The organism is Chromobacterium piscinae (assembly GCF_021129175.1).
GTDB classification, from domain to species: Bacteria; Pseudomonadota; Gammaproteobacteria; order Burkholderiales; family Chromobacteriaceae; genus Chromobacterium; species Chromobacterium piscinae.
In genome coordinates, this window is the sequence record NZ_JAJOHV010000002.1 from 1 (window position 1) to 16,958 (window position 16,958).

Here is a 16,958-nt window from a genome sequence, read left to right on the forward strand (position 1 = left end):
CGCGATGCTGGACGGCGACCTGGCGCCCGCTCGGGCCTACGCCAAGCGCGCCGACGACTGTTTCCGCCGCTACCTGTCGGAGCGGCGGCGGCATTACCGGCAGGAAAACCGCTGGCCGGAGCGGCCGTTCTGGCAGCGCCGCGCCTTCGCGCCCGCGGCGCTGGCCGTTCCCGCCTGACTCCCATCCAGCAACGACAACGGGGCTGCCCGAAAGCAGCCCCGCTTTTCTGCCCGATCCGAACGTTAGCGGTTAGCGGCGAAGATCGCGTCGGGAATTTCGGCCTGGCTGACATTGGGGAAATCGCGCAGCGACGCGCGCGACGCCTCGTCCCCGGTCACCATCCTCAGCGGCTCGCCGCTGGCGGCGTCCAGATACAGCGTGGACGGCCCCTTGCCCGGACGCTCGTAGCGCCAGCCGTCGGCCTCGCGGCCCAGCACCTCGCGGCGGCCGATGAAGCGAGCGCCCAGCCGGCGCAGCACGTCGCGCGGCAGGAACAGCTCGGCGAACGGGCCGGTCTCGTCGTCCAGCGGATGCTCGCACAGCTGCTCGCCGGCGGCAGTCCGCTCGCGGCCATAGGCCACCTTCTGCTTCCAGGTGCGGCCGCTGGCGGCGTTGCCGACCTCGGACATCCACAGCCGGTAGCCGGTGTCGCGCTCCGACCAAGGATTGAACAGGCCGTCGATGCGGCAAACATCGCGCTCGTAGTCGAACCAGCAGTAGCCGGACGTCAGCTGGTCATCCGGCAGCATCGGACTCCAGTACGACACGTAGGCGCTGCTCCAGCGCGCCGGCAGCAGCGGCGGTTCCCGGTTTTCCATGCGGCCCCCTCAGCGTTGCAGCGCGTAGCGCAGATTCTGCGCCAGCGCTTCCGGCATCGGCGGCAGCGACTTGCGGCGCGCGTCGAAGCTCTGCACGAACTCGGCGCTGGACAGGTGCATGCGCTCGTCCACCGTCTCGAACCAGACCCGGCTGTTGTCGGCGTGGCCGCGGAACAGCTGGACCAGCGGCAGCGCGCGCTCTTCGAAGCTCCTCAGCGCGGCCGGCACGTCGGCTTCGGTGCACAGCGCCTTCACCAGCAGCTGCGCCACCACCACCGCCATCGTGGTGCCATGGCCGATGGAGAAGTGGCCGGACTGCAGCGCGTCGCCCAGCAGCACCAGCTTGCCGTCGTGGCAGCGGTCGTGGCTCAGCGTCATGAAATTGCGCCAGCCGAGTCCGGGCTGGTTCACTAGGCCGTGGCCCCCCAGCTCGGCCTGGAACACCTTGGCCACGAATTCGGCCGACGCTTCGTCGGACATCTCGCCCAAGCGGGCGCGGACGTAGGTTTCCTCGCTGCACTCGACGACGAAGGTGCTCATCGTGTCGGAATACTTGTAGGCATGGGCGATGAAGATGTCCTTGCCGTGGGTGCGGAACACCAGGTTCATCTGGTCGAACAACTGGCTGGTGCCGTACCAGATGTACTTGTTGCGACCATAGTCCACTTGCGGGGCCAGCGCCTCGGTGAAGTGGGAAGTTTTGTGATTGACGCCGTTGGCCAACACCACCAGATCATAGTCGGCCAGCGGCAGCTCGCCGTGCTCCAGCAGCGGCGATTCGAAGCGGATGGAGATGCCCTGCGAGCGGCACTTGTCGCGCAAGGCATGCACCAGGCCGCGGCGCTCCACGCCGCACAGCAGCACGCCGGTGCTCATCAGGCTGGGCTCGTTGTGGTGAACCAGCTTGAAGTCTTCCAGGAACTGCGGATTCAGCTTTTCCGGCGCGTCCAGATAGGACAGCGGATTGGCCGGATGCTGGCCAGGCCGTCCGGGCAGCACCACGCCCCAGCCCAGCACGTCCTGCCCGTCGCTCTTCTCGACGATGTCTATCGCCCACTGCGGACGCGCCTGTTTCAGTTGGCTGGCGAACACCAAGCCGGCCGGACCCGCGCCGATAACCAGAACTTTCATCAGTTGACCCTTCCTATCTTGTACCAAACGTTCTGCTTTCTCTGGATCTGCTGCAGCCTGTCGTACGGTTCCGACGTGAAATACAGCTTCTCCGCCATATCCGGCGGGTAAAGGCCGGGAAACTTGCTATGCATGTAGCGGGTGTAGCGGGCCCGCATGAAAAAGACCGGATTGGAGCAGCTGAGCACGTCGTAGTTAGCGCGCGCCATGTCCTGCATCGCGTCGGCCTGCACCTTGCGCAACTGGGTGAACTCGGGAAAGGCCTTGTCCTGGTCGCCCTGATGCCGGTCCAGCAGCTCGATGAAGGTGCGCGCGTCTTCCAGCGCCATATTCATGCCCTGGCCGAGGAAAGGCGCGGTGGCGTGGGCGGCGTCGCCCAGCAGCAGCACATTGCCTTTGTAGTGGAAGGTGCTGGAGCGGACGTTGATCAGGTCGTTGCTGGGCTTGGCCAGGAACTGGCGCAGCATCTCGTCGCGCGCGTCCTGCGGCAGCCCGCCGAAGTAACGGTCGAAGAAAGCGCGCATCGTCGGCTCGTCGGTGGTGGTCAGGCTGGGGCTGCCGCTGTAGGGCAGGCAGACCGCGATGCTGACGCTGCCGTCCGGGATGGTGGCGGCGCGGCCGGCGAACAGGCCGCCGGAGTCCATGCCGAAGAAGTACAGCGTGTCCTTGCGGTAGCCCAGCGCCTGGGCGTCCGGCAGCACCAGCGTCTTGTAGCCGTGGCGGAAGAAGGTCTGCTGGAATTCGAAACGGCGCAGGCCGCTCTGCATCGCCTGCCGCACCGCCGAATGCGCGCCGTCGGCGCCGACGATCATGTCGCCCTGCAGCCGCTGCGGCTGGCCGTCCCGGCCCTGGATCAGCACCGACTTGCCGTCCAGATCCACATCCAGGCATTTGTGCTCGAAGTAGTAGCGGACGCCGGCCAGATTGGCGTATTTGTTCAGCAGCTTCTGGAACGCCGCGCGGTTGAGCGACAGCGGACGGAAATCCTCCAGCGGCTTCAACGGCCGCATCCGGTGCTGGCCGCCGACCGAGAACGCCATCGCCACGATGGGTTCGCCGCAAGCCTCCAGCTCCGCGCGCGGAATGCCGGCGGCCAGCACCGACTTGATGCCGCGCACCGTCATGCTGACGCCTATCGCCCGCGAGCTGACCACGTCGACATAAGACGACAGGTCCTGCAGCGGATCGCCGCGCTTTTCCACCACATGGACCTCGTAGCCGCGCTTCGCCAGGTAGATGGCGGTCAAACCGCCGGCGAGCCCGCCTCCGACTATGATTGCTTTTTTCATTTCAGGCCTCTCTAGAAAGCTTTCCACAAGCCAAGTCCAGCATCTGCCGGCGGTAGAAATCCAGCAGCTCCAATTGCGCGTCGGGCAGCCAGCCCGGCGCCAGCGCCGACGCGCGCTCCTGCAGCCGCTCGCAGCGCCGCGCCAGCATCCGGCAGCCCAGCGCGTAGTCGTCGTAGCTGCGGGTGTCCACCGGGCCGGGCAACGGCGGGCCGGCGGTGCGCCCGGCGATGCCCGACGGCAGATTCATCAGCGCGCAGGACAGCGGCCGGAGCAGGCCGGTCATCAGGTCGATCGCCGCGTTCATCAGCCGCGAACGCCTGAGGCTGCCCAACGGCTTCACCGCGAAATGCTGCGCCATCATCGCGAACATCAGTTCGTACACGCCTTGGTACAAGCCCATCAGCGCCCGCGCCCGCTCGTCTTCGACGCGCTGGCAGCCCGGCTCCTCGTCCAGCACCGGATTGCGCAGCGCCGGCAGCGCCGGTTCGAACGGCGCGGGCTGCGCCATGATCCGGCCGGCAAGCTCGCGCAGCCGCTGGAAATGGGAATGCTCGTAGTGCGGCGAGTCCAGCGCCCCGCCCTCGCCCTGGTCGGTGACGAAGGCGATGCCGAACAGCGCGCTGTCGCGGTCGAACACCTCCAACTGGTAGCCGGGATTCGCGCGGTTGGTCAGTTCGTTGAGGAAAAGATGGTGTTCGCCGCCGCGCTTGCCCGCCTCGCCGTCGAACAGGTCGGGCAGATCGAGGAAGGCCTGGCGGATCGCGGCGTAGAAATCGGCGATGGACTTGCCCGGCGCCGGGATGAAATGCGGCCATTCCAGCCGGACGAAACGCGCCAGCGCCGACTCGGAGAACGGCTCCAGCGCGAACTCGGTGTCCAGGCCGAACGCCTGCCGCGCCGCCTCGCCCATCAGCGGCGCGCCGGCGTAAAACGGCTCGCCCAGCGCCATCAACAGATTGTTCACCACCAGATAGTGGATCATCTCCTCGTGGGCGATCTCCAGCAGCGCGGCGCGGATGCCGCCGTCGCGGCGCCGGTCTCCGCTTCCGCAGGCCAACAACAGCTGCTCCGGCGTCCATGCGCCGTCAGCCACGCGCTGCTGGCCCTGAGCGTAATTGGGAATGGAATAGGCGGCGTACAGATACTGCAGCATCACCGACAGCTCCAGATCCACTGCCTTGCGCAGCTCGGCCGCCAGCTCCGCCTTGCTCTCGATGCGCGCCGGGCCGGCCGGCGGCGGCGCCTGCAGCCTGGCCTCGCCCTCGACATGGGCCAGATACTTGAGGAACAGCCTGGCCTTGGGCGCCGACAACTCGCGGGTGCTGGGCATGTAGTAGCTCTTGTTCCGGTTCTGCGGATCGCACATCTGCCACATCAGTCTGGCGTAGGTCTCGCACTTGCAGCGGTCGGCCAGGCTGAACACCTTGTCGGACATGAACGGGTAGATCAGCTCGTAGTAGGCCATCACGTGCCGGTACAGGAAGGCGTAATCGACCTCGTCCACCGTCGCGTCATCCAGTTCCCAGTCGTCCGGCAGCACCCGCAGCTGGATCGCCTCCTCGCCGTCGCCGAGCACGATCCGCGCCGGGCCGGGCCGCAGGCCGGTCAGCCGCCACTCGGCGGCGATACCGTCCTGGCGCGCCTCCACGCAGGCCAGACCCATGCCCTCGATCCGGTAGGGAATGGTCGCCCGCTCGCGGGCCTCGCCGCGGAAATAGCTGAGCAGCGCGATGTTTTCCGGAAAGAAACAGCCATGGCGGCGGTCCGGCGCCTCCAGATAAAGATTGGCGGCGTCTGACTGCGTGACCCAGTCCTGCTCGCGCCACTCGGCCAGCTCGCTGAACAGCGTCAGCGAGCCCCTGGGCTCGCGCAGCAGCGGCACGTCGACGATGCCGTGGTTCGTCCAGTAATCCTGGTACAGCGCCTGCGGCACCCGCGCCAACAGCGCGCCGTCCTCGTCGCGCAGCAGCAGGTCGCCCAGCGGCAGCTTGGCGCCCAGCTCGGGCGTGAGCCTGTCCGGCGCGGACGGTTGCGCCGTGCGGGTGGAAAACGGGATCGCGCAGGCCAGATTCAGTGCCGCGCAGCCGCCGCCCACGCGCAGCGTCAGATCGCCCAACCCTGGTTGGCGCGGCCTCAGCAACCGGCCGGCCGGATAGCTGGCCAGCTCGCCGCGCCGCCACAGGCCAACCACGCCGACCATGTCGTGGAATACCGGCGAATTGGGTTGCGGCGGCGTCGACATATTGAACAGCGCGTACTGTACCGTCAGGCCGAGCGCGTCGTCGTCCTCCAGCGCCAGCTGCAGCCTGCGCCAGGCCTCGGAATCGAACTGCCTGGGATGGAACAGGAAATGCGGATGGCTCTTGGGCACGGAAAACTGGAACAGCCGCGCCGTGCCGAACTCCTCGTCCAGGAAATGGCCGCCGCGCTCGGCCACATGGCCGCCGCGCGTCCAGCGCGCGCCGTGGCTATCGTCGATGTCGGCGGTGAACATCCAGGGCGTGCCCGGCCCGGCCCCGGCCGGGCTGATGGTGAATTGGCCGGCGTAGATCTGCACCGCGTCGCGGCGGGTGGGATCGTTGTCCACCCAGCGCGCGCGGTTGAAGGTGGTGCGCAGGTAGTCGTTGTAATGCCCCCACAGCGCCAGCCTGGCGCCGACCAGGCCGTCGCCGCGGTCCGGCTCGCCGCCGTCCAACTGCACATGGCTGACGGTGACGCTTTCCCAGGAAAAATGATTGTTGCCGGCCGCGTTGTAACCTTCCGCCAAGCCGAACGGCCCTTCTGGATCAGGCCGGCCGTCCAGGCCGAAGCGCGGCTGCAGCGACTGCAGGTGATGGTGGAATTCGGTCGGATGGCGCGCCAGGTCGAACGGCTCGCCATTGATCGACACCGCGTTGCGGGCCATGTCGATCTGGCCGTGCGGATCGCGGTTGGCGGTGGGCGCGTTGACTCGCGCCCAGCCGCGGAAATGGATGCGTGGAAAATCCAGAATGCTCATGTGTCTCCCGAGCGGTCATGGCTGACGGCCGCCGCCCGGACATCGGGCAGCGACGCGGGACGGCGGCCTAGCCGCCGCCACGTTCAAGCGGAGAGGCGTTGCAACAGCAGCCTGCTGGCCTCGCGGGCGCTGAGCAGGCCGCCCTCCATCCAGCCGCAGTGCGTGGTGTAGGCATCCGAGCAGGCGATGATGCCGCTGTCGCGATGGCTCAGCGCGGACGGGTGATCGATGCCGCTGTCCCGGCAGAATTCGACGCCGTGCGCCCAGTACTTGTGCACGTGGACGCGAGGCTGGGGAATGCGCTCGCGGGCGATGCCCAGCGCGCTGGCCAGATGGGTGCGGATCTGCTCCAGATAGCCGTCCTCGCCTTCCGCCACGCAGCCGCGCCAGTAATCGGCCATTTCGCTGTCGGTGTAGAAGAACAGGTATTTGTCGCCCTTGAAGTAGATCTTGCGCAGCGGGTTGTCGACGATCAGCACCTGGTCGTCCAGCTTGTAATCCAGCCACCAGGGCTCGCTATAGGTCAGGAAACCCTTGAATAGGGGCAGCGAGCCGTAGCGCGCGCCGCTCCACGCCTCGGGAAAATTGACGTTGAGCCCGGCCATCGCCGACGGCGGGACCGCCAGGATCAAGTGGCGGGCGCGGTGCTCCAGCTTCCAGCCGTCGTCGCCGGCCAGTTGCAGCCGGTAACCATCGCCGTCGGCCTCGACCGAAACCAGGCGATAGCCCAGGCTGAAGCGGGCGCCGGCGGCCTTGACCTTGGTCTTGATCTGCTGGATCAGGCCATCGAAGCCCTGCTCCGCCGAAAACCACTGATTGGCGTCGTTGTCGGTCACGCTCTGGATTTCCGGATGCTTGCCGACGATGTCGTAAGCCATCTCGGCTGAGATGTCGGGCAGGAACAAGGCGTCATAACCCATCGAGCGTATCATGCCGACCGCGCTCTCCTTGCCCTGGTAGCGGCTGACGAACTGGAGAAAGGATTCCTTGCCGTGCTCTTCCAGCCTGGAGGACAACTCGCTCATCGCCCGCTTCAGCTTCTGCTGGGTATGATTTTTGAATTTCAGCTGGGTGAACGGATAGACTTCGCTCTTCTGGCTGTAATGCTGCATCGCGCTCTGGAAGTGCGGGTGCAGCTGCGGCGAGTAGCGCCCGGCGCCCAATTCTATCGCGGCCTTGCCGTCCAGCGTTTTCGAGCGGATGCGGCCTCCCGCCTCCTGCTGCATGTCGAAGACGCGCAGCGACAGGCCGCGACAGGCAGGCGAGTCGAGCAGATGGCTGGCGCAGGTCAGGCCGCTGATGCCGGCGCCGACAATGCAGATATCGGAAGAATGCTTCATCGCGAATGTCCCTTTGACTGTTCGGTTCACGCCCGCCGAGCGGCAACGGCGGACTGGCATGGACGGCGTAATGCTTGGCACTCTCGCCTCGGAATCGGGATGCAGCCTCTTGTATCCTCGTCATGACCGGCTTTCCGGCATGAAATTTATAAAGCATTTACATTTTTAAAATTAAATGCCTTTGTAATTTTAAGCCACGGTAGTTCAATCGAACTAATTCATCAACCGTATTGTCTGACAATACGGTCGATCCTGTTCAAAGGGTCAGGGCATGACGTTGAGAAACGGAGACAAAAGGCCGCCTGGGATCAGCGGCGTTTGGCGTACGACAATTGTCCGCGCCAGTCCAGATACTGGAGCGCCGCGCCTATCCTCACCCGAAAGCGTTCGCCATCCCCAGAGGTCGGCTGCCACAGGTAGAGCTGGTCGGCATGGCTGCCGCCGGCCCAGGCGGTCAGGTAGTAGTCGGCCGCGCGCGCCCAATCCTTGAACGACACCACGTCGCCATCCTGCAGGCAGCCTTCCAGCCGGCTGTGATTGACCAGCCGCAGCTCGGAGGAACGGTTCAGCGGCCCCTGAGCGGTGTAGTAGGCGTACTGGTTGCCACCCGCCGTCCCCCACCAAGTCCAGAACCAGCCGGGACGATCAGCTCGCTCCAGCCTCACGTATTCGCCTGAGCGCACGCAGCCGTTATCGCGCATGGAGAAATTATTGGACAGATTGAAGCGCGCCCGCGCGCCCGCCGCTGCGGCGTCGGTCTTCAGCCAGCCGTCGTTGGCGTCTCCAGCCTGCACATAGCGGCCGCTGGCCAGGTTCTGCAGGGAGACCTGGCGGTAGGCGCCCGGCTGCGCGGTCAGCGAGCGGGTCGGCGTGGCGGCGTCGGCCCAGGCGAAAGCCTGCACCGGGTAGTGATCGCTGAAATCGGTATAGGCGTAGGTCTGCTTCGCCACCGCCGATTGCGCCGTCCACTGCGGCGACGGCGCGTCCAGCGCCTGGTTGTGCCAGACCGAGGGCTGGCGATGGCCTTTCAGCGTCAGGATGTAATCCAGGTATTCCGGCGCGTCGCCGCCGCGCGCGCCGTAGCGCTCCAGCGCGATGCCGTTGCCGGCGGTGTCGAAGCTGTGCGGCATGCCGGCGTAACGCGGCTCGCCGGCCTGCAGGATGTCCAGCATCGCCCGGTATTCGGCGCTCTTGTAGCGGTCGATGTTCATGTCGCCGGCGACGATCACCGTCTCCTCTACCGGCAGATGGCGCGACTGCACCCAGGCGGCGATCTCGCGCAGCTGCGCCTGGCGCACGCCGATGTCGGCGTGATTGGCGCAGCCGCTGTCTTCCGACTGCAGATGGGTGCCGATCACATGATAAAACTGGCCGTTCACGGCTATCCTGGCGTAAGCGAAGCCCTTCAGCGCCTGCCCGTCCCAGCTGCAGCCGGGCGTCTGGAACAGGTACTGCCGCTTCTCGACGATGGGCCAGCGGCTGGCGATGGCGACGCCGCCGTCTTCCGGCTTCATGCCGTTCCAGCCTTCGGTGCCGTCCCACCCCTGCTGCGAACGGCCTATCACCGGCGTCTGATAGGGAAAGCGCGGCTTGAGCAAGGCCTGCAGCCGCTCGGACGCGGCGTTGTCCTGCAATTCCTGGAACACCAGCACGTCCTGCGACTGGAGAATGGGCGAAGCCGCCATCAGCTCGACCCGCCTCATCTGGCCGTAGTTGGGATACAAGGCCTGCGGCAGCAGCATCGCGTTCCAGGTGGCGAGCTTCAAATCGTCGGGATAAGCGGCATGGGAAGCGGCAGGCAACAGCGCCGCGCACAGCAGAAAACGCCAGGCTTTCATCGGACATCCTTTAGTGGGTGAAGGAAGCGGCAAAGGCTGGATCAGTTTTCTTTCACTATGGTTAATTACTCTAAAATTAATATTCCATTTACATTTTCAATGCATGCTCGCCTCGCCAGGACTGTTCATGAAAACGCTGGGCCGCGGCTGCCGTTTTGCCCCCCATCCTGAGAAATGAAAAAAGCCGCCATCCCTGGGGACGGCGGCTTCGCTGCTAATGCGAGCGGCGCGGCTTATTCGTGGATGGCTTCCACGGCGATGTCGATGGTGACCTCGTCGCCCACGTACGGGGCGTATTTGCCGGCGTTGAATTCGGTGCGCTTGATCTTGACGCTGGCGTTGGCGCCGATGGCGTCTTTCTTCAGCATCGGGTGCTCTTTGTTGGTGAAGCTGGACAACGCCAGGGTCACCGGCTTGGTCACGCCCTTGATGGTCAGATTGCCTTCCACCGCGGTCGGCTTGTCGCCGTCGAACAGCACCTTGGTGGACTTGAAGGTGGCGGTCGGGAACTTGGCGGTATCGAAGAAATCGGCGCCCTGGATGTGGCCGTTGAATACCGGGTAGCCGGTATCCACCGACTTCATGTCGATGGTGACGTCGACGGAGCCGGTCTTGGCTTCCTTGTCCAGCACGATCTTGCCGCTGGTCTTGTCGAAGCGGCTCAGCTGGGTGGAGAAGCCCAGGTGGCTGTACGAGAAGCGCGGGAAGGTATGGGTGCCGTCGATCACATAAGTTTCCGGCTTGGCCAGCGCGGCGCTGCTGAAGCCGGCGACGGCCACGGCAGCCAGGGTCAGGCGGGTCAGTTTGTTCATGGCTTCTTCCTCGGTTTGGTTTGGGCGGCGCTTACTTGGCGCGCGCCAGCAGATGGAACTTGATCTGGATTTCATTGGCCACGGTGCCGAAATCCTTCCAGTCGCCTTCGCCGATGGCGAAGTCGGCGCGCTTGATGGCGAACGCGCCGTCGAAAGTCGCGGCATTGCCCTGCGGCGTCATCGTGGCGACCGCGCTGACCGGCTGGGTGCGGCCCTTGATGGTCAGCTTGCCGTCCACCTGGAAGCGGTTGCCGCCCAGCGGCTTGATGGCGCTGGAAACGAAGCGGGCATTCGGATACTGCTTGGTATTGAACCAATCCTTGTCCGCCACCTGCTCGTTGGCCTCGGCCGAGCCGGTATCGATGCTGGCCAGGCTGACGTCCAGCTGCGCCTTGGCGGCGGCCGGCTTGGCCGGGTCGAAACTCAGCTGGGCGGAAAACTTCTTGAAGTGGCCCTGCATGCCCACGCCCATCTGCTTGTAGCCGAAGGCGATATTGCTCTTGTCCTGCTGGATCGCGGTGTATTCCACGGCCTGAGCCGCCAGCGGCGCGGCCAACAGGCCGCCCAGCAGCAGCGGCATGGCGATGCGTTTGATATCCATGGTGAGGTCTCCGGAGGGGTCAGGATTTGATGCGCCAGGGCAGCATGCGCGTCAGCACATCGTCCCTATCGATCAGGTGGTGCTTGAGCGCGGCGGCGACGTGTCCCGCCACCACCGCGGCCAACAGATAGTTGAGCAGGCCATGCAGGCGCTGCAGGCTTTCGCCCAGCGCCTGGTCCGGCGCGATCAGGTCCGGCAGCGGCAACATGCCGAAGTAGACAGTCTGCACGCCCTTGGCCGAGCTCATCAGCCAGCCGGACAGCGGAATGGCGACCATCAGCAGATACAGCATCAGGTGGCCCGCGTGGGCCATCGCCCGCATCGGCTTGCCCATGCCCGACGGCAGCGCCGGCGGCCGATGGCCGAAGCGCCAGACCAGCCTCAGCCACACCAGCAGGAACACGGTGACGCCAGCCCATTTGTGCCAGGAGTAGATCTTCAGCTTCAACGGCGAAAACGGCAGGCCGTGCATGTAGAAGCCCACCCCGAACAGACAGACGAGCATGACCGCCATCAGCCAGTGCAGCAGGATGGCGGTAGAGGTGTAACGCGTTTGCGACATGGACAGCCTCTTGGTGAATTCAACGAAAAGCCGGCTTCCCCCATTCAGCCATGGCCTTGCCGTGACGCGGGGGATGCCGCTTGCTTAAAACTCTAAGCGCTTTTCATTGCGCGAAATAGACGGCGCAGGCAAATTCATCATTTCCTGTCAGGAAACAATCAAAGGGAACCATTTTCCTTCCGTTCGCTCGGCCCTTGCCTGCCCCTGGCTGGGAAATACCGACAGCATCGCAGATCATGCCCCCTCGCGGCAAACATCCCGCAGGCCAGGCAGCTACCGCGTCCCTGGCCCCGCTGCTAAGCTGGACGGTATCGACGCTTTCTTCTCCGCCATGCACCCGAACCCCGCCGAGCGACGCGGCGCCCCGCTTTGCCGACGCTGCCGCCATTACTTCGTCACCCACGACCCGCGCTTCCCTTACGGTTGCCGGGCGATGGGCTTCTCCAGCAAGCGCGCGCCCTGCCTGGACGTGCGGGAGGCCTCAGGCCAGCCGTGCATGCGTTTTCAGCCCAAGACCGGCTGATCGCCGTCCCGGATCAGCGTCAGGATGATCTCCTCGCTGTCCTCGCTGTCCTCGCGCCACTCGCCGCCCCTCCAGTCGCCATGCAGCGCCAGCACGCGCAGCCCTTCCGACTCCAGCTCGGCGCTCAGCGCCGCCAAACCGCAAAAGCGCAGCCGGGCATCCGCCTCCAGCGCCCAGTCCTGATCGATGAAACGGTAGCGGCTGCGGTAAGACACCAAACCGTTCCGTTCCGACAACAAGCTCTGGCTGAGCTCCACCTCGCCCCAGCGCGGATGCGCCGCCCGGCGCGGCGCGGCGTTCTCCCAGCGTAGCCAGGCCCGGGCGGCCGGATTGCGCGTCTCGAACGCGAAACGGCCGCCCCGCGCCAGATGACGCCGAACCTGGCGGAATACCGCCCGCCTGTCGGTTTCGGTCAGAAATGACTGGAAAGCGTGGCCGGCGCAATAAATCAGGTCGAAGCGCCGGCTCAACTCAAAATTCCGCGCGTCGTCCTGCCGCCATTCAACCTGTTCGCCGCCAGGTCTGGCCCGGGCGATGTCCAGCATCGCCCTCGCCGGATCCAGGCCGACCACCTCGGCCCGCTCCGCCATCTTCGCCGCCAGCAGGCCGGTGCCGCAGCCCAGATCCAGCGTGCTTCCCACCGCCGGCGAACACAGGCCCAGATAAAAATCGTTGTCCTCGCCCCAGGCGTTGAACAGGTCATAGACCTCGGCCAGCAAAGGCTCTCCGTACAATGACTCACTCATGCAAATACCTTTTCCATCGTCATAATGCCTCGGCAAATCGATTCTGACAGAATCGAACGCGCCGCGGACGGAAAATCGCGCGCTCGTCAGCGAATACCGAGCAAACATTCCACAGCAAACTATTGATTTTTGTATTGTTTTACAGGCAATCATCGGTCTGGCTAATTCAAAGCATCAGAAAATACGATTAGCATCCCTCCGGCTTCCTCTTTTATTTTTTCAGCAGCGCCACACGAGCGCAGCACCCCCAAAGGAGGATGTCATGAATGAGGAGACTCTGAAGAAGATCCAGTCCAATCCGAAGTATCTGGAACTGGTCCACAAGAAAACCAGCCTCGGCTGGACGCTGGCCATCGTCATGCTGGTCATTTACTACGGCTTCATCCTGGTCCTGGCTTTCGCCCCGTCCTTGCTGGGCACGCCGCTATACCAGGGCGCCACCATGACCGTGGGCATCCCGGTCGGCGTGTTCATCATCCTGTCCGCCTTCGTGCTGACCGGCATTTACGTGCGCCGCGCCAACCAGGAGTTCGACCCGTTGACCCAGCAGATCGTCGAGGAGGCCAAATAATGCGGCAAACCAAACTGAAACTCGCCGCCGGCGCGGCGGCGTTGCTGCCCGCGCTCGCCTGCGCGGCCGGCGCGATTGAAGGCGATGTCAAACAGCAGGCCACCAACTGGCACGCCATCATCATGTTCTTCCTGTTCGTGGCCTTCACGCTGGGCATCACCTACTGGGCGGCGCGCCGCACCAAGTCGGCCAGCGACTTCTACGCCGCCGGCGGCGGCATCACCGGTTTCCAGAACGGTCTGGCGATCGCCGGCGACTACATGTCGGCGGCGTCCTTCCTCGGCATTTCCGCCCTGGTGTTCGACAAGGGCTATGACGGCCTGATCTACTCGATGGGCTTCCTGGTGGGCTGGCCCATCATCCTGTTCCTGGTGGCCGAGCGGCTGCGCAACCTCGGCAAGTACACCTTCGCCGACGTGGCCTCCTACCGGCTGGGCCAGACGCCGGTGCGCAGCTTCGCCGCGCTGTCGACGCTGGTGGTGGTGGCGATCTACCTGATCGCGCAGATGGTCGGCGCCGGCAAGCTGATCCAGCTGTTGTTCGGCATGAGCTACAGCTCGGCGGTGCTGCTGGTTGGCGTGCTAATGGTCTGTTACGTGCTGTTCGGCGGCATGCTGGCCACCACCTGGGTGCAGATCATCAAGGCGGTGCTGCTGCTGTCCGGCGCCACCTTCATGGCCATCATGGTGCTGTCCACCGTCGGTTTCAGTCCGGAAATGATGTTCGAAAAAGCCGTGGCCGCGCACGGCAAGGGCGCCGCCATCATGGCGCCGGGCAAGGCTGACCCGATCGACTCCATCTCGCTGGGTCTGGCGCTAATGTTCGGCACCGCCGGCCTGCCGCACATCCTGATGCGCTTCTTCACCGTGGCGGACGCCAAGGAAGCCCGCAAATCGGTGTTCTTCGCCACCGGCTTCATCGGCTACTTCTACATCCTGACCTTCATCATCGGCTTCGGCGCCATCATGCTGGTGCTGAACCAACCGGGCATGATGGAGACCGTGGTCAAGAACGGCAAATCGGTCACCCAACTGGTCGGCGGCAGCAATATGGCGGCCATCCACTTGGCAGACGCCGTCGGCGGCGACATCTTCCTGGGCTTCATCTCCGCGGTGGCCTTCGCCACCATCCTGGCGGTGGTGGCCGGACTGGCCCTGTCCGGCGCGTCGGCGGTGTCGCACGACCTGTACGCCAGCGTGATCAAGCACGGCAAGGCCAACGAGGCCGACGAGATCCGCGTCTCCAAGATCACCACCGTGGTGCTGGGCGTAGTGGCCATCGTGCTGGGCCTAGTGTTCGAGAAGCAGAACATCGCCTTCATGGTGGGCCTCGCCTTCTCCATCGCCGCCTCGGCAAACTTCCCGGTGCTGTTCCTGTCGATGTTCTGGAAGGGCCTGACCACCCGCGGCGCGGTCATCGGCGGACTGGTGGGCCTGCTGACCGCGGTGGTGCTGATCGTGCTGGGCCCCGCGGTGTGGGTGGAAGTGCTGAAGCACGAGCACGCCGTGTTCCCGTACAAGAACCCCGCCATCTTCTCGATGACGCTGGCCTTCGTGGTCACCTGGCTGGTTTCGACGCTTGACACCTCCCGCCAGGCGGAAGAAGAAAAAGCCAAGTTCGACGCGCAGTACGTGCGGGCGATGACCGGCATCGGGGCCAGTGGCGCCAGCAAGCACTAAATGTCATCATCATTGACATTCCGCGCGCCGGATGACGGCGCGCGGCGATAACACTAAAGACTTTGGAGAAACGCATGTCCACGCTAGATTCCATCCTCAAGGAAACCCGCAGCTTCGCCCCGTCGGAAGAGTTTCGCCGCAAGGCGTCCATCAGCGGCATCGAGGCCTACCACGCGCTGTGCGAGCAGGCGGACGATCATTACCTGTCGTTCTGGGGGGATCTGGCGCGCGAACTGATCACCTGGAAAAAACCGTTTTCCCGCGTGCTGGACGACAGCCAGGCGCCCTTCTTCAAGTGGTTCGACGACGGCGTGCTCAACGCGTCCTACAACTGCCTGGACCGCCACCTGGCCAGCAACGCCAACAAGATCGCCATCATCTTCGAGGCCGACGACGGCGAAGTCACCCGCGTCACCTACTCCGAACTGCACCGCCGCGTCTGCCAGTTCGCCAACGGCCTGAAAAGCCTGGGCGTCAAGAAAGGCGACCGCGTGGTGGTGTACATGCCGATGGGCATCGAGGCGGTGGTGACGATGCAGGCCTGCGCCCGCATCGGCGCCATCCACTCGGTAGTGTTCGGCGGCTTCTCCGCCGGCGCGGTGCGCGACCGCATCCAGGATGCCGGCGCCACCCTGGTTGTCACCGCCAACGAAAGCGTGCGCGGCGGCAAAAGCGTGCCGCTGAAGGCTACCGTCGACGAGGCGCTGAAGCTGGAAGGCGCGGAATCGGTGAAGAACGTGGTGGTCTACCAGCGCACCAACGGCGGCGCCGACTGGACCGACGGCCGCGACGTCTGGTGGCACAAGCTGATCGAAGGCCAGAGCGAGGCCTGCGAGCCGGAATGGATGGGCGCCGAAGACCCGCTGTTCATCCTCTATACCTCCGGCTCCACCGGCAAGCCCAAAGGCATCCAGCACAGCACCGCCGGCTACCTGCTGGGCGCGCTCAACAGCTTCCGCTGGGTGTTCGACTACAAGCCCAACGATGTCTTCTGGTGCACCGCCGACGTCGGCTGGATCACCGGCCACAGCTATGTCTGCTACGGTCCGCTGGCCAACGGCGCCACCCAGGTGATCTTCGAGGGCGTGCCCACTTATCCGGACGCCGGCCGCTTCTGGCGCATGATAGAGCAGCACAAGGTGTCCATCTTCTACACCGCCCCCACCGCGATCCGCTCGCTGATCAAGCTGGGCGCGGATCTGCCCAAGCAGTACGACTTGTCGTCCTTGCGCGTGCTGGGCACCGTCGGCGAGCCGATCAATCCGGAAGCCTGGATCTGGTACCACGAAACCGTCGGCGGCGGCCGTTGCCCCATCGTCGACACCTGGTGGCAGACGGAAACCGGCTCGGCGATGATCGCCCCGCTGCCGGGCGCCGTCGCCACCAAGCCCGGCTCGTGCACGCTGCCGCTGCCGGGCGTGATCGCCGACATCGTCGACGAGTCCGGCGCCCAGGTGGAGCCGGGCCGCGGCGGCTTCCTGGTGATCAAGAAACCGTTCCCCAGCCTGGTTCGCACCATCTGGAACGACCCGGAGCGCTTCAAGAAAACCTATTTCCCCGACGAGTTCGACGGCAAGTACTATCTGGCCGGCGACTCCGCCCACCGCGACGAGAGCGGCTACTTCTGGATCATGGGCCGCATCGACGACGTGCTGAACGTGTCCGGCCACCGCCTGGGCACGATGGAGATCGAATCGGCGCTGGTGGCCAACCCTCTGGTCGCCGAAGCCGCCGTAGTCGGCAAGCCGCACGAGGTCAAGGGCGAGGCGGTGGTGGCCTTCGTGGTGCTGAAGGGCGAGCGTCCTCAGGGCGACGCCGCCAAGGCGGTGGCGGCCGAGCTGAAAAACTGGGTGGCGCACGAGATCGGCAAGATCGCGCAGCCGGACGACATCCGCTTCGGCGAAAACCTGCCCAAGACCCGTTCCGGCAAGATCATGCGCCGCCTGCTGCGCTCCATCGCCAAGGGCGAGGAAATCACTCAGGACGTGTCCACGCTGGAGAATCCGCAAATTCTGGCCCAACTGCAGCAGCCGCTGTAATGCATTTGAA

14 protein-coding genes are annotated in these 16,958 nt (G+C 64.9%); 4 read left to right on the top strand and 10 right to left on the bottom strand.

Going from position 1 to position 16,958, the window contains the following annotated elements; genetic code table 11:
- Positions 1-243 precede the first annotated feature (243 nt).
- The 9 genes from vioE to LQR33_RS00170 all read right to left on the bottom strand — a co-directional run bounded on the left by vioE (position 244) and on the right by LQR33_RS00170 (position 11,390).
- The gene (gene vioE, locus LQR33_RS00130; RefSeq protein ID WP_231466944.1) at positions 244-819 is read right to left on the bottom strand and encodes a violacein biosynthesis enzyme VioE; all 576 of its coding nucleotides are present in this window, start codon (positions 817-819) and stop codon (positions 244-246) included.
- A 9-nt stretch (positions 820-828) separates the two neighbouring features.
- Positions 829-1,950, bottom strand: coding sequence for a flavin-dependent violacein biosynthesis monooxygenase VioD (locus LQR33_RS00135; RefSeq protein ID WP_166438061.1), 1,122 nt, complete (start codon positions 1,948-1,950; stop codon positions 829-831).
- A complete protein-coding gene (locus tag LQR33_RS00140; protein WP_166438060.1) occupies positions 1,950-3,239 on the bottom strand; it encodes an NADP-dependent violacein biosynthesis oxygenase VioC in 1,290 nt (429 codons plus the stop codon). Before LQR33_RS00140 ends, LQR33_RS00135 begins: the two co-directional genes overlap by 1 nt.
- 1 nt (position 3,240) lies before the next feature.
- Entirely contained in the window at positions 3,241-6,237 is a 2,997-nt protein-coding gene (gene vioB, locus LQR33_RS00145; protein WP_231466946.1) for an iminophenyl-pyruvate dimer synthase VioB, read from the bottom strand.
- A gap of 83 nt (positions 6,238-6,320) precedes the next feature.
- Positions 6,321-7,577: a flavin-dependent violacein biosynthesis tryptophan-2 monooxygenase VioA gene (locus LQR33_RS00150; RefSeq protein ID WP_166438058.1), complete on the bottom strand. Its 1,257-nt coding sequence runs from the start codon at positions 7,575-7,577 to the stop codon at positions 6,321-6,323.
- A gap of 308 nt (positions 7,578-7,885) precedes the next feature.
- Positions 7,886-9,415, bottom strand: coding sequence for a sphingomyelin phosphodiesterase (sph, locus tag LQR33_RS00155; protein WP_221663574.1), 1,530 nt, complete (start codon positions 9,413-9,415; stop codon positions 7,886-7,888).
- Positions 9,416-9,648: 233 nt separating this feature from the next.
- Positions 9,649-10,227 carry a YceI family protein gene (locus LQR33_RS00160; protein WP_231466948.1) on the bottom strand — a complete coding sequence of 193 codons (579 nt, stop codon included), beginning with the start codon at positions 10,225-10,227 and terminating at the stop codon, positions 9,649-9,651.
- 31 nt (positions 10,228-10,258) lie between these two features.
- Positions 10,259-10,828: a YceI family protein gene (locus LQR33_RS00165; RefSeq protein ID WP_221663572.1), complete on the bottom strand. Its 570-nt coding sequence runs from the start codon at positions 10,826-10,828 to the stop codon at positions 10,259-10,261.
- A 19-nt stretch (positions 10,829-10,847) separates the two neighbouring features.
- Positions 10,848-11,390: a cytochrome b gene (locus tag LQR33_RS00170; protein WP_166438054.1), complete on the bottom strand. Its 543-nt coding sequence runs from the start codon at positions 11,388-11,390 to the stop codon at positions 10,848-10,850.
- 331 nt (positions 11,391-11,721) lie between these two features.
- On the opposite strand from LQR33_RS00170, the gene LQR33_RS00175 reads away from it, so the two are divergent.
- Entirely contained in the window at positions 11,722-11,913 is a 192-nt protein-coding gene (locus tag LQR33_RS00175; protein WP_081665819.1) for a hypothetical protein, read from the top strand.
- On the opposite strand, the gene LQR33_RS00180 is transcribed toward LQR33_RS00175, so the two are convergent.
- A complete protein-coding gene (locus LQR33_RS00180) occupies positions 11,895-12,659 on the bottom strand; it encodes a class I SAM-dependent methyltransferase (RefSeq protein WP_231466950.1) in 765 nt (254 codons plus the stop codon). The two genes, LQR33_RS00175 and LQR33_RS00180, sit on opposite strands and share 19 nt — an antisense overlap.
- 262 nt (positions 12,660-12,921) lie before the next feature.
- On the opposite strand from LQR33_RS00180, the gene LQR33_RS00185 reads away from it, so the two are divergent.
- The 3 genes from LQR33_RS00185 (at position 12,922) to acs (ending at position 16,948) form a co-directional block, all read left to right on the top strand.
- On the top strand, positions 12,922-13,230 hold the full coding sequence (locus tag LQR33_RS00185) for a DUF485 domain-containing protein (RefSeq protein ID WP_021475461.1): 309 nt from the start codon (positions 12,922-12,924) through the stop codon (positions 13,228-13,230).
- On the top strand, positions 13,230-14,909 hold the full coding sequence (locus LQR33_RS00190; protein ID WP_166438052.1) for a cation acetate symporter: 1,680 nt from the start codon (positions 13,230-13,232) through the stop codon (positions 14,907-14,909). The genes LQR33_RS00185 and LQR33_RS00190 overlap by 1 nt, the downstream gene beginning before the upstream one ends.
- A gap of 74 nt (positions 14,910-14,983) precedes the next feature.
- Positions 14,984-16,948 carry an acetate--CoA ligase gene (gene acs / locus LQR33_RS00195; protein ID WP_021475459.1) on the top strand — a complete coding sequence of 655 codons (1,965 nt, stop codon included), beginning with the start codon at positions 14,984-14,986 and terminating at the stop codon, positions 16,946-16,948.
- Positions 16,949-16,958 lie beyond the last annotated feature (10 nt).

What these genes read in the sequence shown, in the direction of transcription:
- vioE (WP_231466944.1), bottom strand. Translation starts at nt 819, where the DNA reads ATGGAAAACCGGGAACCGCCGCTGCTGCCGGCGCGCTGGAGCAGCGCC.
- LQR33_RS00135 (WP_166438061.1), bottom strand. Translation starts at nt 1,950, where the DNA reads ATGAAAGTTCTGGTTATCGGCGCGGGTCCGGCCGGCTTGGTGTTCGCC.
- LQR33_RS00140 (WP_166438060.1), bottom strand. Translation starts at nt 3,239, where the DNA reads ATGAAAAAAGCAATCATAGTCGGAGGCGGGCTCGCCGGCGGTTTGACC.
- vioB (WP_231466946.1), bottom strand. Translation starts at nt 6,237, where the DNA reads ATGAGCATTCTGGATTTTCCACGCATCCATTTCCGCGGCTGGGCGCGA.
- LQR33_RS00150 (WP_166438058.1), bottom strand. Translation starts at nt 7,577, where the DNA reads ATGAAGCATTCTTCCGATATCTGCATTGTCGGCGCCGGCATCAGCGGC.
- sph (WP_221663574.1), bottom strand. Translation starts at nt 9,415, where the DNA reads ATGAAAGCCTGGCGTTTTCTGCTGTGCGCGGCGCTGTTGCCTGCCGCT.
- LQR33_RS00160 (WP_231466948.1), bottom strand. Translation starts at nt 10,227, where the DNA reads ATGAACAAACTGACCCGCCTGACCCTGGCTGCCGTGGCCGTCGCCGGC.
- LQR33_RS00165 (WP_221663572.1), bottom strand. Translation starts at nt 10,828, where the DNA reads ATGGATATCAAACGCATCGCCATGCCGCTGCTGCTGGGCGGCCTGTTG.
- LQR33_RS00170 (WP_166438054.1), bottom strand. Translation starts at nt 11,390, where the DNA reads ATGTCGCAAACGCGTTACACCTCTACCGCCATCCTGCTGCACTGGCTG.
- LQR33_RS00175 (WP_081665819.1), top strand. Translation starts at nt 11,722, where the DNA reads ATGCACCCGAACCCCGCCGAGCGACGCGGCGCCCCGCTTTGCCGACGC.
- LQR33_RS00180 (WP_231466950.1), bottom strand. Translation starts at nt 12,659, where the DNA reads ATGAGTGAGTCATTGTACGGAGAGCCTTTGCTGGCCGAGGTCTATGAC.
- LQR33_RS00185 (WP_021475461.1), top strand. Translation starts at nt 12,922, where the DNA reads ATGAATGAGGAGACTCTGAAGAAGATCCAGTCCAATCCGAAGTATCTG.
- LQR33_RS00190 (WP_166438052.1), top strand. Translation starts at nt 13,230, where the DNA reads ATGCGGCAAACCAAACTGAAACTCGCCGCCGGCGCGGCGGCGTTGCTG.
- acs (WP_021475459.1), top strand. Translation starts at nt 14,984, where the DNA reads ATGTCCACGCTAGATTCCATCCTCAAGGAAACCCGCAGCTTCGCCCCG.